Genomic DNA, 12,927 nt, shown 5'->3' on the forward strand with positions numbered 1-12,927 from the left:
ATCCGCTCTGTCGACTCGCGTCTGCCGCGATGCCGATGGACGCCACATACCCATCCGGGGTATAGGATCAAGTCCAAAATGGAGCAGGCATGGCGCACGTCGAGAAAGAGAAGAAGAAGCTGCTGAACCGACTGGCGCGGATGCGCGGGCAGATCGAGGCGATCGAGCGTGCCGTGACCGAGGACCGCGAATGCGCCCGCGTGCTGCAACAGGCGACCGCCTGTCGCGGCGCGCTCGACGGCTTCATCGCCGAGGTGATCGAGGATCACATCCGCGAGCATCTCGTCGATCCCGATGCCGCCACCGACAGCCGCCAGCGACTCGCCGCCGACGAACTGATCGAGATCGTCCACGCCTATCTGACCTGACGGGGCACCGGCGGGTGGTGCCTCCGTCCACTGGTGCGCTCAGGACCTGATAATCCGGATCATTCGCGGCTCCGATACGGTTCCTATAAGATAGAAGGGGTTGAACCGGGATTAGTACCGCTGATCCTATATTTGTGGCATTTTGGTGATCTTGAATTTAAGACATCGTTATTGATTGTGACGGCAACGCCCCCTGAAGACATCAAGAACCGGGGGCGGTCAAAATGCGTAAATGGGTATACCTGCTCGCTGCGGCGAGTTGTGCAGGCGTGGTCGGGCAGGCGGATGCGCAGGGCCTGCGCGGGCTCGCACCGACGGCCAATCAGGGCGAGAAGGACAAGGCGCAGCCGACGGTTGCCGAGAACACCTCCGACATCGTCGTCACCGCGACGCGGCGTTCGCAGCGTCTGTCGAGCGTGCCGATCGCGGTCAGCGCTTATGGCACCAGCGCACTGCGCCACTCCGGCGCGACCGATATCCGGCAGATGGCGCAGCTCGCACCGTCGCTGCTCGTCACTTCGACCGGCTCGGAGGCCAACGCCACCGCCCGCCTGCGCGGCATCGGTACGGTCGGGGACAATCCCGGCCTCGAAAGCTCGGTCGCAGTGTTCATCGACGGCGTCTATCGCAGCCGCACCGGCTCGGGCCTCAACGATCTCGGCGAGGTCGAGCGGATCGAGGTGCTGCGCGGGCCGCAGGGCACCTTGTCCGGCCGCAACTCCTCGGCGGGCGCGATCAGCATCTACACCAAATATCCCGAATTCACCTTCGGCGGCTATGGCGAGGCGAGCTACGGCAATTACAATGCGATCCGTCTCGCCGGCGCGCTGACCGGCCCGGTGATCAAGGATACGCTGGCGTTCCGCATCGACGGTGTCGTCGGCAAGCGCGACGGCTTCTATCACGATGTCGTCAACAAGACCGATTATAACGATCGCAACCGCTATTTCGTCCGCGGCCAGTTGTTCTTCAAGCCGAGCTCGAACCTCTCGCTGCGGCTGATCGGCGACTATACGTATCGTAACGAGAAATGCTGCGGTGCGGTCTATGTCGACACGCGCGAGAAGATCGATCCGACCCCCAACGTTCCCGGCGACTTCACCGTCTCGCCGCAAAACCCCATCGTCTCGATCATGCAGACCCTCGGCGGGGTGTTGCCGAGCGCGGGCGATCCGTACAATCGGCAGATCGCGAATTCGCCCGGCCGGGCCTATGCCAATGTCGTCAAGGACTACGGCCTGTCGTCCCGCATCGGCTGGACGATCGGCAACGTCCAGCTGATCTCGATCAGCGCCTATCGCGAGTATCAGGCCGGCGATGCCGCGGATGTCGATTACGGCAGCCTCGACCTCGCCTATCGCGGCGACGACGGCAATGCCTATCGCCGCTTCCGCACCTACACGCACGAGACGCGGCTGAGCGGCGGCCTGTTCGACAACCGGCTCGACTGGCTGGTCGGCGGCTATTTCGCGCATGAGACCCTCGAAGTCGCCGACAATCTCAAATTCGGCACGCAATTCGGTACCTTCGCCGCATGCAGCGTCGTTGCACGGTTCAACCCCAGCGCCGCGCTGCGCGACCCGACGCGCCCCGGCTGCCTCAGCCCCGTCGCGCGCGCCTTCGCGACCGCCAAGATGGGGCAGACGATCGTCGACGGCCTCGATCGCCTCGATCAGGCGCGTGACATCGGGACGGTGCGCGACCAGTTCGACCAGACCAGCACGAACTACGCCTTCTTCACCCACAACATCTTCCGCATCACCGATACGCTCAGCTTCACCGCGGGCCTGCGCTACACCCATGAGCACAAGGCGCTGAACGCCGCGCTCAACAGCAACAATGCGGTGTGCCCGGCGCAACAGGCGGCGCTCGGCGGATTGCTGAGCGACGCCGATGATAAGCGTCGCGGGCTGGCGGCCGGCCTGATCGCGCTCGTCTGCGCGGGCAATTCGACCCAGGCGCTCAACGGCGTACCGTTGAAGGACTCGATCAGCGAGGGGCAGTTCACCGGCACGACGGTCCTGTCGTGGCAGGCGACGCCGAGCACGCTGCTTTACGGGTCCTACGCCCGCGGCTACAAGGCGGGTGGCTACAATCTGGCCCGCTCGGGCCTGGCGCTCGGCAGCTCGCGCGCGAGCGACCTGCGCTTCGATCCGGAAACCGTTCAGGCGTTCGAACTCGGCGTGAAATACAGCACCGAGAAGTTCAGTGCCAATCTCGCCGGGTTCCGCTCGTCCTTCCGCGACTTCCAGCTGAACACATTCAACGGCTCGGCCTATGTCGTGCAGAATATCGGAGCGTGCGACGAGTCGCTGAACGGCGAAGACCGCGATACCTATTCCACCACGGGTGCATGCAAGGGCAAGGTCGGGTCGGGCGTCGTCACCCAAGGCTTCGAGCTGGAGGCCGGCGCCTATCCGACGCGCGACGTCACCTTCACGCTGGGCTATACCTATGCCCATACGCAGTATCGGGACAATCTGGTCGGCAGCGCCGCGGGCGCCCCGCTCAGCGCCAGCCTGTTCATGCTGCCGGGCAGCCAGATGTCGAACGCACCGCGGCACGTCGTCACCAGCGCGGCGACCTGGACTCCGGCGATCGGCAGCCATGGCCTGACCGGCCTGTTCTACGTCGATAGCCGGATGACCAGCGACTATAACACCGGTTCCGACCTGTTCGCCGAAAAGCGTCAGGACGGCTATGTCCTGGTCAACGCCCGCATCGGCATCCGCGGTCGCAATCAGCATTGGGCGGTCGAAGTCTGGGGCCAGAACGTCTTCGACACCCAGTATATGCAGATCGCGGCCACCGGCTATGTCCAGGGAACCGGCAGCCAGTCGCAGGTCCAGCGGTTCGGCGGGAGGGGCAATGCGCTGACCACCGCCTTCCTCGCGGAGCCGCGCACCTACGGCCTGACGCTGCGGTCGCGCTTCTGACCCGACCGATGCCGTGGCAGGATCCGGCTCCTGCCACGGCATCGTCGCCTCGCCATGCTCCGCGTGACGCCCGTTCGTGTGGTCCGCCGCACCGCCCCGATCCCCGGCCGGCACCGTCAACGACATGGCCGACGGGGAGAAACATTGTGGCACCCGTGCCTCATGGCCCGTGCCAGCGACTACAATATGGAAATGACCCTGTCGCAGCGACGCACCGGCCATGCCGCTCCGGCCTGTCCCAGCACCGGCCCGGCCTGTTCCAGCACCGGCATTGCCGGCGATCCCGGCGGCGCCGTGGCCGCAAGGCGTCACGGTCGATGCTGAACGCACCGGCCCCATTCTGTTTCCCCCTGATCTCCGGGCGCGAACAGCCTGTCGGAGATGCAGCGTCTCGACGCCAAGGTACGCCATCCGCCCGCCATCCCGCTGCCGCGGGATCCGGGCGTCCGTGGCGTCATCCTTCGCGCGCGCTTCAGATCTCTCATCCTGCCCCCGAAGGAACCGACGACCATGAAGATACCGCGTAAATTGGGCCTGTCCTTTCTGGCCATCATCGCGTCCGCTGCCGTGGTGATGCTGGTGTTCTTCGCCAACATCATGCTGATCGAACGGTCGACCGAACGGAACAACGTCAGCCAGACCATCTTCGCCAAGGCCCTGACGCTGGAGACGTCGATGCTGCGGCAGAACAGCCAGTTGCGCGGGTTCCTGGTCACGGGGGATACCAGCTACCTCAAATCCTATGAGGAGGGGCGCAAGGAGTTCGACGACACCGCCGTCGAGTTGCAGCAGATGCTCACCGATCCGATCAAGCTCGCGCAGGTCCGGATCGCCAACCGCGAGGCGCTCGCCTGGCGGCGCGACTGGGGCGACCGGCTGATCGCCTGGGTCAAGGCGGGGCATCGCGAGGAGGCGGAGGCCGCCGTGCGCGCCGCCGGTGACAAGGTGCTGGTCAGCAAGGTCGCACTGCCGCTGCGCGACCTGCGCAACGCCGAGACCAAGGAGATGGAGCGCAACGCGGCGCGACAGGACAGCGCGATCAGCACCGCCCTCATCACGCTCGTGATCGGCGCCGTCGCGCTGATCGGCATCGCCATCACCCTCTCGATGGTGCTGAGCCGCTCGATCGCGCGGCCGATCAGCGCGCTGACCGCCGCGATGGCGGACCTCGCCAGGGGCCAGCACGATGTCGCGATCACCGCGACCGACCGCAGCGACGAACTCGGCGACATGGCGCGCGCGGTCACTGTCTTGCGTGACGCTGCCGCGGCCAAGCTTGCCGCCGATCGCGACCGCGACGCCGCCGGCGCGACGATCGGCGACGCGCTGCATCGCCTGTCGGAAGCCGATCTCACCGTCCGGATCACCGACGTGCCCGAGGCGTTCAAGAGCCTGTCGCGCGACTTCAACGACGCCACCGAAAGCCTGTCGCGCGTGCTCGGCGAGGTGCGCGACAGCGTGCAGGCGATCACGCACAATTCGGAAGAGATCAACCGCGCGACGCTCGACCTGTCGCAGCGGACCGAACAGCAGGCGGCGGCGATCGAGCAATCGGCGGCGGCGCTGGACGAGGTGACCAAATCGATCCGCGAGGGCGCCGGCGCGGCGATCGGCGCGAGCGGCTCGATGGTCGAGACGCGCGGCGAGGCCGAGCGCGGCGGCGCCGTCGTACGCGAGGCGATCGGCGCGATGAACGGCATCGAAAAGGCGAGCAAGGAAATCGCCGAGATCATCAGCCTGATCGACGGCATCGCCTTCCAGACCAACCTGCTCGCCCTCAATGCGGGCGTCGAGGCGGCGCGTGCCGGCGATGCCGGCCGCGGCTTCGCCGTCGTCGCGCAGGAAGTGCGCGCGCTCGCCCAGCGGTCTGCCAACGCCGCCACCGAGGTGAAGAACAAGGTGACCTCCGCCTCCGCGCATATCCGGACCGGTGTCGATCTGGTCGGCCAGACCGGCCAGGCGCTGTCGCGGATCATCGACCGCGTCGGTGCGGTCAGCGTCGCGATCGAGGCGATCGCCCAATCCTCGGATCAGCAGGCCAAGAGCCTTGGCCAGATCAACGTCGCGATCAGCGAGATGGACACGATGACGCAGGAGAATGCGGCGATGGTCGAGGAAACCTCGGCGGCGGCGCGGCGGCTCGCGGGCGAGGCGGAGGAGCTCAGCCATTCGGTGGGCGCCTTCGCCATCGACCACGCCCCGGCGCTGCCGGCGCCACCGCCAGCTCCGGTGCGGGTTCTAACAGCCGCCAAGCGCAAGATGACCAAACTTCCCAAGACCGCCCCACGCCCCCGCCTGGTCGCCAACGGTGATTGGGACTCGTTTTGAATAGCGTGACCCGAATGACCAGACCGATCGCCGATGCCCTGCCGACGCGCGGACCGTTGCGTCGCCAGGCAGAGGCGGTGCGGGCGATGGGGTCGACCTTCGTCGCCGCGGTGCTGGAGGCGGGTGAGCGCCAGTTGCACCGCGCGCCGCGCACCGCCGCGCTCATCGCCGCCTGGCCGCGCGACGTCGCCGCCGATGCGCTCGCGATGCGCTTCAACGCGGCGCTGCATGCGGTCGCGCGGGGCGGCACCATCGCCGCGCTGACTGAGCTGTACCGCGATCAGGCGGGCGATTTCGACCGCGTCATCGGCGAGACGCTGGAGATCGCCGATGACGTGATCGTCGAATGGATGCGCGACCCGCCGCAGACCAACGAGGTCGGCCGCACCGCTGCGATCATGGCGGCGCTGATGGTGGCGCGCGCGCACCACGACATGCCCTGCGAACTGCGTGAACTCGGTGCCAGCGCCGGGCTCAACCTCAACCTCGACCGGTACGCCTATGATCTCGGCGGCCGGGTGGTCGGCACCGCCGGCTCGCCGGTACGCGTCGCGCCGGAATGGCGTGGGCCGCCGCCGTGCGTGCATCCGGTGGAGATCGTCTCGGCGCGCGGGGTCGACCTGCGCCCGCTCGACGTCACCGACGCGGCCGCCTGCGCGCGGCTGATGGCCTATATCTGGGCCGACCAGCACGACCGGTCCGAGCGGCTGGCCGAGGCGCTGGCGATCGCCCATGCACGGCCGCCTCAGGTCGACACCGGCGATATCGCCGTCTGGCTGCCCGAACAGCTCGCCGCGGCGCAGCCGGACGGCCGCTGCCGGGTGGTCGTCCACTCGATGGCGCTTCAATATCTCGACCCCGCCCGCCGTCAGACGGTCGAGACGGCGTTCCGCGATGCCGGCGCGCGCGCCACGGCGACCCGCCCGCTCGCCCGCGTCGCCTTCGAATGGACCCCGGCGCGCGACGCGGTACATCTGTCGCTGACCGTCTGGCCCGACGGCCGCACCCATCATCTCGCCACCTGCCACGCTTATGGAGCGTGGATCGACTGGCACGGACCGACCGACTGATCCCACCGCTGTCCGAATTTCGCGCCACCTGCACCGACGCGGCGGCTGGTGCGTTCGTCTGTGCCATGCAGACGAGGATGACGCGCGTGATCGATCTTGCCGACTATGAGAAGACCAAGCCGTACAAGGGCCATTACAAGCGCGATCTCGCCGCGTTGCAGGACCGGCTCGAGCGGATCCTCGTTGCCTATATCGTCCATCGCCGCCGCGCGGTCGTAATGTTCGAGGGCTGGGACGCAGCGGGGAAGGGCGGCATCATCCAGCGCCTGACCGCAATGTGGGACCCGCGCCATTTCGACGTCCACCCGATCGCCGCCCCGACGCAGGAGGAGAAGGCGCACGACTTCCTCTGGCGGTTCCGCCGCGTCCTGCCGGAGCCGGGCGACATCGCGATCTTCGACCGCAGCTGGTACGGCCGCGTCCTCGTTGAGCGGGTCGAGGGCTATGCGAGCGAGGCGGAGTGGCAGCGCGCCTATGAGGAGATCAACGCTTTCGAAGCGGAGCTGATCGCAGGCGGCACGACCTTCATCAAGCTGTTCGTCCACGTCTCTCAGGCCGAGCAGGATCGGCGGCTGGCGGATCGGCTGGAGGACCCGTGGAAGCGGTGGAAAACTGGCCTCGACGATTACCGCAATCGCGCGCGCCGCGCCGAGTATCTCGATGCGATGCACGACATGTTCGCCCGCACCGACACGGGCGGCGCACCGTGGACGGTGATCAACGGCAACGACAAGAAGGCGGCGCGCATCCACGCGCTCACCGCGATCGCCGATCACCTTGAAGCGAACGTCGACATGACCCCGCCGCCCCTCGACCCCGAGGTGGAACGCGTCGCCCGCGCCGCGCTGCGCCTCGACTGACGCCGCATCCTACGAAGTGTGCCGAGCCCGTCTGACCAGGGTGAGCCTCACCATGGGGTGGGGGGCTCGGCACGAACGCCCGACAAATGCGCCGGGCGTCGTCCTCAGAAGCTTGCCTCGGCATAGACGCGCGACAGGTCGCCCTGCCATTCGCCGTGGTAGCGGTCGAGCAGCACCTGTGCCGGCACCTTGCCCGATCGCACCACCTCGCGCAGCGGATCGAGGAAGCCGGTCTCGTTGTCGCCCATCGCGTTGCCGCGGGCGCGCGCCGCCAGGCCGGCATGCGCTATGTCGAGCACATGGCCCGCGATGTCGCCGAGCCGTCCGCCACCGGGCAGCGGCGCATCGAGCGCCAGCTTCGGCACCGCCGAGCGCAGCGCCTCGCGATCCTCCATCGACCAGTCCTTGACGAGGTCCCAGGCCGCGTCGAGCGCCTGGCCGTCGTAGAGCAGCCCGACCCAGAAGGCGGGCAGGGCGCAGATCTTGTTCCACGGCCCGCCATCGGCGCCGCGCATCTCGAGGAAGGTCTTGAGCCGCACCTCGGGGAAAGCGGTCGACAAATGGTCGTTCCAGTCGTCGAGCGTCGGCTTCTCGCCGGGCAGGACGCTGAGTTCGCCCTTGAGGAAGTCGCGGAACGACAGGCCCGCCGCGTCGATATAGCGCCCGTCGCGGTAGACGAAGTACATCGGCACATCGAGCATATAGTCGGCGTAGCGCTCGTAGCCGAAGCCGTCCTCGAACACGAAGGGCAGCATGCCGGTGCGCGCCGGATCGGTGTCCGACCAGATATGGCTGCGATACGACAGGAAGCCGTTCGGCTTGCCTTCCGTGAACGGCGAATTCGCGAATAGGGCGGTCGCCAGCGGCTGTAACGCCAGCCCGACGCGGAATTTCTTCACCATATCGGCTTCGGACGCGTAATCGAGGTTCACCTGGATCGTGCAGGTGCGCAGCATCATGTCGAGCCCCATGCTGCCGACCCGCGGCATGTGGCGCAGCATGATCGCATAGCGGCCCTTGGGCATGATCGGCAGTTCGTCGCGGCGCTTGTCCGGCCACATGCCGAGCCCGAGGAAGCCGATGCCGAGCTTGTCGCCCGCGGCCTTCACCTGTTCGAGATGGCGTCCCGTTTCGGCGCAGGTTTGGTGCAGATTGTCGAGGGGGGCGCCCGACAATTCGAACTGTCCGGCCGGTTCCAGGCTGACGCTGCCGTCGGCGCCGTTCAGCGCGATGATCTTGCCGCCCTCCTCGACCGGCTGCCAGCCATAGTGCTGCAGCGCCTGGAGCAGGTCGCGGATGCCGCCCGGCTCGTCCCAGCTCGGCGCGGCATGGTCGCTCAGGCGATAGACGAACTTCTCATGTTCGGTGCCGATCCGCCAGCGTTCGCTCGGCTTTTCGCCGCGGGCGAAGCTCGCGATCAACTGGTCGCGCGATTCGATGATCGGCGAGGTCTCGGCGCTCTCGGTCTTGGTCGTCATGATCGCGCCCTTACGCGCGGATGAACGGCGGCGCCAGTCAGCTTTCCTGCCAGTCCCCGGCCGCCGCCATCCACAGCGAAACCGCCGCGGCCGCCGCGGTGTCGGCGCGCAGGATGCGCGGTCCCAGCCCGACCCCGACCGCCTGCGGCAGCGCGCGGATCGCGCCGCGTTCCTCCTCGGTGAAGCCGCCCTCCGGCCCGATCAGGATCGCCGCCGGTCCGCGCCGCGCCCGCATCGCCTCATAGGCCGGCGCGCCGCCGGTCTCGTCCGCGAAGAACAGCACGCGGTCCGCCGGCCAGTCGCGCAGCAGCGCCGCCAGCTTCACCGATTCGGCGAGCACCGGCAGGGCGGTCCGCGCGCATTGCTCCGCCGCCTCGATCATATGGCTGCGCAGCCGGTCGAGCTTGGGGCGATCGACGATCGTGCGCTGCGTCACCACCGGCACGAGCCGGTCGACGCCCAGTTCGCACGCTTTCTCGACCAGCCAGTCGATCCGCCCCTTCTTGAGCGGCGCGGCGCACAGCCACAGGTCGGGCACCGGCTCGCGCGGACGCAAGCGTGTCGACACGTCGACGATCAGCTCGCGCCTGCCGACGCTGGCGGCGGTGGCGAGCCATTCGCCGGTGATATCGTCGAACACCTTCACCGGATCGCCCGGTGCCATCCGCATCACCGACACGAGATAATGCGCCGCCGGCCCCTCGATGCGCAGCGGACCGGGCGCGAGTTCGGTCTCGACGAACAGCCGCGGCGTCGATCGCGGCGGCCAGGCGGGGGTGGCGGTCATGATCCTCCCTTGCGGCGCTGCTGTCGCGCCCACAGCTTGCGTGCGACGATCCAGGCGAGCAACGCCGCCGCCGCCACCGCGACGACCGCGACCGCGACGACCCCGGCGACGCGCAGAATCGCCCAGAAGAGCGCCTCCACGAACCGTCCCACCGCTACCGACAACCCGATCATCGCCGGCGATTGCCGGACTTTCCCCGGCTTGGCGAGGCAAAAGCGGTCTCGTGCCCTTGCCCGCGGCGGCGATTGCGCGGCAAAGGCACGCCATGTCAGCCGAGATCGTCCCCGACAGCGAACACCGCGGCCTCGTCGGCCGCCTTCCGCCGACCGCACGCGGCCTCGCGCTGCTCGCCCGGCTCGACCGGCCGATCGGCTGGTGGCTGCTGTTCTGGCCGGGGGCGTGGGCAGTGGCGCTCGCCGGCGGCACGCTGACGCGCTGGCCGCTGATCCTGTGGATACTCGCCGGCAGCATTGCGATGCGCGGGGCGGGCTGCGTCTACAACGACATCGTCGATCGCGACCTCGATGCGCAGGTCGCGCGCACCCGCGCCCGCCCGATCCCGAGCGGGCTCGTCTCGCTGCGGCTCGCCTGGGCCTGGCTGCTCGTCCTCTGCCTGATCGGCCTCGTCGTGCTGGTGCAGCTCCGCCCGCTCGCCGCCGGCGTCGCGCTGGCCAGCCTCGCGCCGGTCGCCGCTTACCCCTTCATGAAGCGGATCACCTGGTGGCCGCAGGCGTGGCTCGGCCTCGTCTTCTCCTGGGCGGCGCTGGTCGGCTGGAGCGAGGTCGCCGGCGACCTGTCGCTGCCGATGTGGCTGCTCTACGCGGGCTGCATCGCCTGGACGATCGGTTATGACACGATCTACGCCCTGCAGGACCGTGAGGACGACGCATTGATCGGCGTGCGCTCGTCGGCGCTGCGCATGGGCGCGCACGTCAAGGGTGGCACCGCGCTCTTCTACGCGCTGGCGCTGGCCGGCTGGGCGGGCGCGATCTGGTGCGTCCGCCCCGATCCGATCGCGCTGCTCGCGCTGGTGCCGGTCGCCGCGCATCTCGTCTGGCAGGTCGCGACGCTCCGCCCCGACGACGGCGGCAACGCGCTCGCCCGCTTCCGCAGCAATCGCTTCGCCGGCCTGCTGATGTTCCTCGCCTGCGTGGTGGTGGGAACGGCGGGGTGAGGGCGTCGCCGATCGTCAGGGGCGAAGCGATTAGAGGCGGACGACGCCCATGATCAGGACATAGGCGCCCGGCCATGTCGAACGCGGCGACGACGGCGCGCAGTCATCGCCGCTCGGCATCACCACCGCCTCCGCGCCCTGCGCTTTCAAGGCGTCGGCTACCTTTTTCAAGGCGACGAGATCGGTCGGATCGCGATGGTCCTTTCGCGACTGATAGCAGATTTCGAACGCCTGGAGCGGCGGACCGCGCCAGTTTGCGACGGCGTTGGCGATGACGCCATATTGGTCGTCGTCGATCTCCTCACGTCTGGTCAGCCGCACGACGAACGGTCCGGCCGTTGGATCATAGATCGTTCCCGGCTCCGGTGGGGGCGGCATGAGCGGGCTGACTTGGCGAGGCGAGGACGGAGTCTGCGGCATGGTGGCGCACACGCCTCCGGCCGGCAGCAGCGCCAATACGGCAGTCCAGATTGCCCATGATTTCACTCCGCGATCTTGGAACCTCGTCAACTTAAGTCAAGTGAAACATCATATTGTATAACCTCATGCGTGCGCACAATAGATAATAGAAGTACATTGAGTTGCACGATTTTTGGCCTGTTATCCCTGAAAATAATTTCAAATTTCTGGAGATTACGATCACCCTAATTCTCCCTCCGTCAGAGGGAGGTGGCACGCCGAAGGCATGACAGAGGGGAGAACACGCCACTAAGGACGTCGCTTACCTCCCCCTCCGTCACGGCTGCGCCGCGCCACCTCCCCCTGGCGGGGGAGGAGTCTTTGCCAAACTTGAAGGTCGATCCGGCGTAGAACCGCAAGATCGGTCGAGCGCCTCATATATGAGAGCGCCTAGCTGGCGTCGCCACGGAGGATAGAACGATGAAGGCGGCGCTTCCCAACTACCAAGCCCGGATGGAGCGGGTGCTGGATCACATCGACCGGCACTTGGATTGCGATCTGGACTTGGAGGCGGTGAGCGGGGTCGCTGCCTTCTCAAAATACCATTTCCACCGGCAGTTCACGGCGACCTTCGGGCTGTCCGTGCATCGCTATATCCAGCTCGCCCGCATGAAGCGGGCATCCCACCTACTGGCCTACCGGGACGCGCAGAGCGTCACCGACATAGCGATGGACGCCGGTTACGATGCCCCAGACGCCTTCGCCCGCGCCTTTCGGCAACGGTTCGGGCAGTCGCCGTCGTCGTTCAGGAAAGCTCCCGATTGGGAGCCGTGGCTTGCGGCCTTCGGGCCTCTCGACAACGCGAGGAATAAGCGCATGCAGACCACCTATACCCCTGACGACGTGACGATCCGCGACGTGGCTCCGACGCCCGTAGCGATCATGGAACATCGCGGCGACCCGGCGACGATTGGCGCGACCATCCAGCGGTTCATCGCTTGGCGGAAGGCAATCGGGCTGTCGCCGAAGGTCAGCCCGACCTTCAACGTGTTCCACTCCGATCCACGCACGACGCCCCCGGTCGACTACCGCATGGACCTGTGCGTCGGCACCGATCGCCCGATTGAGACGCATGGTGAGCGGATCGAGGCCGGCACCATTCCCGGCGGACGCTGTGCGGTGCTTCGCGTTATCGGCAACACCGACAATCTGGAGCCTGCCGCCCTATACCTCTATCGCGAGTGGCTACCGGCCAGCGGCGAGGAAGCGCGGGACTTCCCGCTCTACTGCCAGCGCGTCACCTTCTTCCCGGACGTGCCGGAACATGAAGCGGTCGCGGAACTGTTCCTGCCGCTGAAGTAGATTGGCGTAGGGGTGGCATGGCTCCGTAGCGAACAGGCCGCCCTTTCCCAAAATCGATCCTTGTAGGAACGAGCGCAGCCCCGGCCCGCCATATGGCGCGATCAGAATGCCGCCACATACCGTGAGCGGTTACAGGTAAAGGCGTATCGTTTCGTCAAACCGTCC

The 12,927-nt window shown here is 67.3% G+C and carries 11 protein-coding genes; 7 read left to right on the forward strand and 4 right to left on the reverse strand.

Going from position 1 to position 12,927, the window contains the following annotated elements; genetic code table 11:
- Nucleotides 1-89: 89 nt before the first annotated feature.
- The 5 genes from HD841_RS07025 (at nucleotide 90) to HD841_RS07045 (ending at nucleotide 7,562) form a co-directional block, all read left to right on the forward strand.
- The gene (locus tag HD841_RS07025; protein WP_179508192.1) at nucleotides 90-368 is read left to right on the forward strand and encodes a metal/formaldehyde-sensitive transcriptional repressor; all 279 of its coding nucleotides are present in this window, start codon (nucleotides 90-92) and stop codon (nucleotides 366-368) included.
- Nucleotides 369-592: 224 nt separating this feature from the next.
- On the forward strand, nucleotides 593-3,304 hold the full coding sequence (locus HD841_RS07030) for a TonB-dependent receptor (RefSeq protein ID WP_179508193.1): 2,712 nt from the start codon (nucleotides 593-595) through the stop codon (nucleotides 3,302-3,304).
- 510 nt (nucleotides 3,305-3,814) lie between these two features.
- On the forward strand, nucleotides 3,815-5,632 hold the full coding sequence (locus tag HD841_RS07035; RefSeq protein ID WP_179508194.1) for a methyl-accepting chemotaxis protein: 1,818 nt from the start codon (nucleotides 3,815-3,817) through the stop codon (nucleotides 5,630-5,632).
- Between the two features lie 14 nt (nucleotides 5,633-5,646).
- Complete coding sequence (locus tag HD841_RS07040) at nucleotides 5,647-6,702, forward strand: DUF2332 domain-containing protein (RefSeq protein WP_179508195.1); 1,056 nt, start codon at nucleotides 5,647-5,649, stop codon at nucleotides 6,700-6,702.
- 77 nt (nucleotides 6,703-6,779) lie between these two features.
- Entirely contained in the window at nucleotides 6,780-7,562 is a 783-nt protein-coding gene (locus HD841_RS07045) for a polyphosphate kinase (protein ID WP_179508196.1), read from the forward strand.
- A 104-nt stretch (nucleotides 7,563-7,666) separates the two neighbouring features.
- On the opposite strand, the gene HD841_RS07050 is transcribed toward HD841_RS07045, so the two are convergent.
- Genes HD841_RS07050 through HD841_RS07060 form a run of 3 tightly spaced genes read right to left on the reverse strand, consistent with a single transcriptional unit; the run spans nucleotide 7,667 to nucleotide 10,000 of the window.
- Nucleotides 7,667-9,040: a glutamate--cysteine ligase gene (locus tag HD841_RS07050; protein WP_179508197.1), complete on the reverse strand. Its 1,374-nt coding sequence runs from the start codon at nucleotides 9,038-9,040 to the stop codon at nucleotides 7,667-7,669.
- A gap of 37 nt (nucleotides 9,041-9,077) precedes the next feature.
- Nucleotides 9,078-9,827: a 16S rRNA (uracil(1498)-N(3))-methyltransferase gene (locus tag HD841_RS07055; RefSeq protein ID WP_179508198.1), complete on the reverse strand. Its 750-nt coding sequence runs from the start codon at nucleotides 9,825-9,827 to the stop codon at nucleotides 9,078-9,080.
- Nucleotides 9,824-10,000 (reverse strand): hypothetical protein, encoded by a 177-nt coding sequence (locus tag HD841_RS07060; RefSeq protein ID WP_179508199.1) that lies wholly within the window; start codon nucleotides 9,998-10,000, stop codon nucleotides 9,824-9,826. The genes HD841_RS07055 and HD841_RS07060 overlap by 4 nt, the downstream gene beginning before the upstream one ends.
- A gap of 92 nt (nucleotides 10,001-10,092) precedes the next feature.
- Here HD841_RS07060 and ubiA point away from each other — a divergent pair, with 92 nt between their 5' ends.
- Nucleotides 10,093-11,001 carry a 4-hydroxybenzoate octaprenyltransferase gene (ubiA, locus tag HD841_RS07065; RefSeq protein WP_179508200.1) on the forward strand — a complete coding sequence of 303 codons (909 nt, stop codon included), beginning with the start codon at nucleotides 10,093-10,095 and terminating at the stop codon, nucleotides 10,999-11,001.
- A gap of 30 nt (nucleotides 11,002-11,031) precedes the next feature.
- On the opposite strand, the gene HD841_RS07070 is transcribed toward ubiA, so the two are convergent.
- The gene (locus tag HD841_RS07070; protein ID WP_179508201.1) at nucleotides 11,032-11,457 is read right to left on the reverse strand and encodes a hypothetical protein; all 426 of its coding nucleotides are present in this window, start codon (nucleotides 11,455-11,457) and stop codon (nucleotides 11,032-11,034) included.
- Between the two features lie 423 nt (nucleotides 11,458-11,880).
- Here HD841_RS07070 and HD841_RS07075 point away from each other — a divergent pair, with 423 nt between their 5' ends.
- Entirely contained in the window at nucleotides 11,881-12,762 is an 882-nt protein-coding gene (locus tag HD841_RS07075; RefSeq protein ID WP_179508202.1) for an AraC family transcriptional regulator, read from the forward strand.
- Nucleotides 12,763-12,927 lie beyond the last annotated feature (165 nt).

This window comes from Sphingomonas melonis (assembly GCF_013409985.1).
Taxonomy (GTDB): Bacteria; Pseudomonadota; Alphaproteobacteria; order Sphingomonadales; family Sphingomonadaceae; genus Sphingomonas; species Sphingomonas melonis_A.

Excerpts from the sequence above, each read along its gene's own strand:
- HD841_RS07075 (WP_179508202.1), top strand. The coding sequence starts at position 11,881 with ATGAAGGCGGCGCTTCCCAACTACCAAGCCCGGATGGAGCGGGTGCTG.
- HD841_RS07040 (WP_179508195.1), top strand. The coding sequence starts at position 5,647 with ATGACCAGACCGATCGCCGATGCCCTGCCGACGCGCGGACCGTTGCGT.
- HD841_RS07055 (WP_179508198.1), bottom strand. The coding sequence starts at position 9,827 with ATGACCGCCACCCCCGCCTGGCCGCCGCGATCGACGCCGCGGCTGTTC.
- HD841_RS07045 (WP_179508196.1), top strand. The coding sequence starts at position 6,780 with ATGACGCGCGTGATCGATCTTGCCGACTATGAGAAGACCAAGCCGTAC.
- HD841_RS07035 (WP_179508194.1), top strand. The coding sequence starts at position 3,815 with ATGAAGATACCGCGTAAATTGGGCCTGTCCTTTCTGGCCATCATCGCG.
- HD841_RS07030 (WP_179508193.1), top strand. The coding sequence starts at position 593 with ATGCGTAAATGGGTATACCTGCTCGCTGCGGCGAGTTGTGCAGGCGTG.
- ubiA (WP_179508200.1), top strand. The coding sequence starts at position 10,093 with ATGTCAGCCGAGATCGTCCCCGACAGCGAACACCGCGGCCTCGTCGGC.
- HD841_RS07050 (WP_179508197.1), bottom strand. The coding sequence starts at position 9,040 with ATGACGACCAAGACCGAGAGCGCCGAGACCTCGCCGATCATCGAATCG.
- HD841_RS07025 (WP_179508192.1), top strand. The coding sequence starts at position 90 with ATGGCGCACGTCGAGAAAGAGAAGAAGAAGCTGCTGAACCGACTGGCG.
- HD841_RS07060 (WP_179508199.1), bottom strand. The coding sequence starts at position 10,000 with ATGATCGGGTTGTCGGTAGCGGTGGGACGGTTCGTGGAGGCGCTCTTC.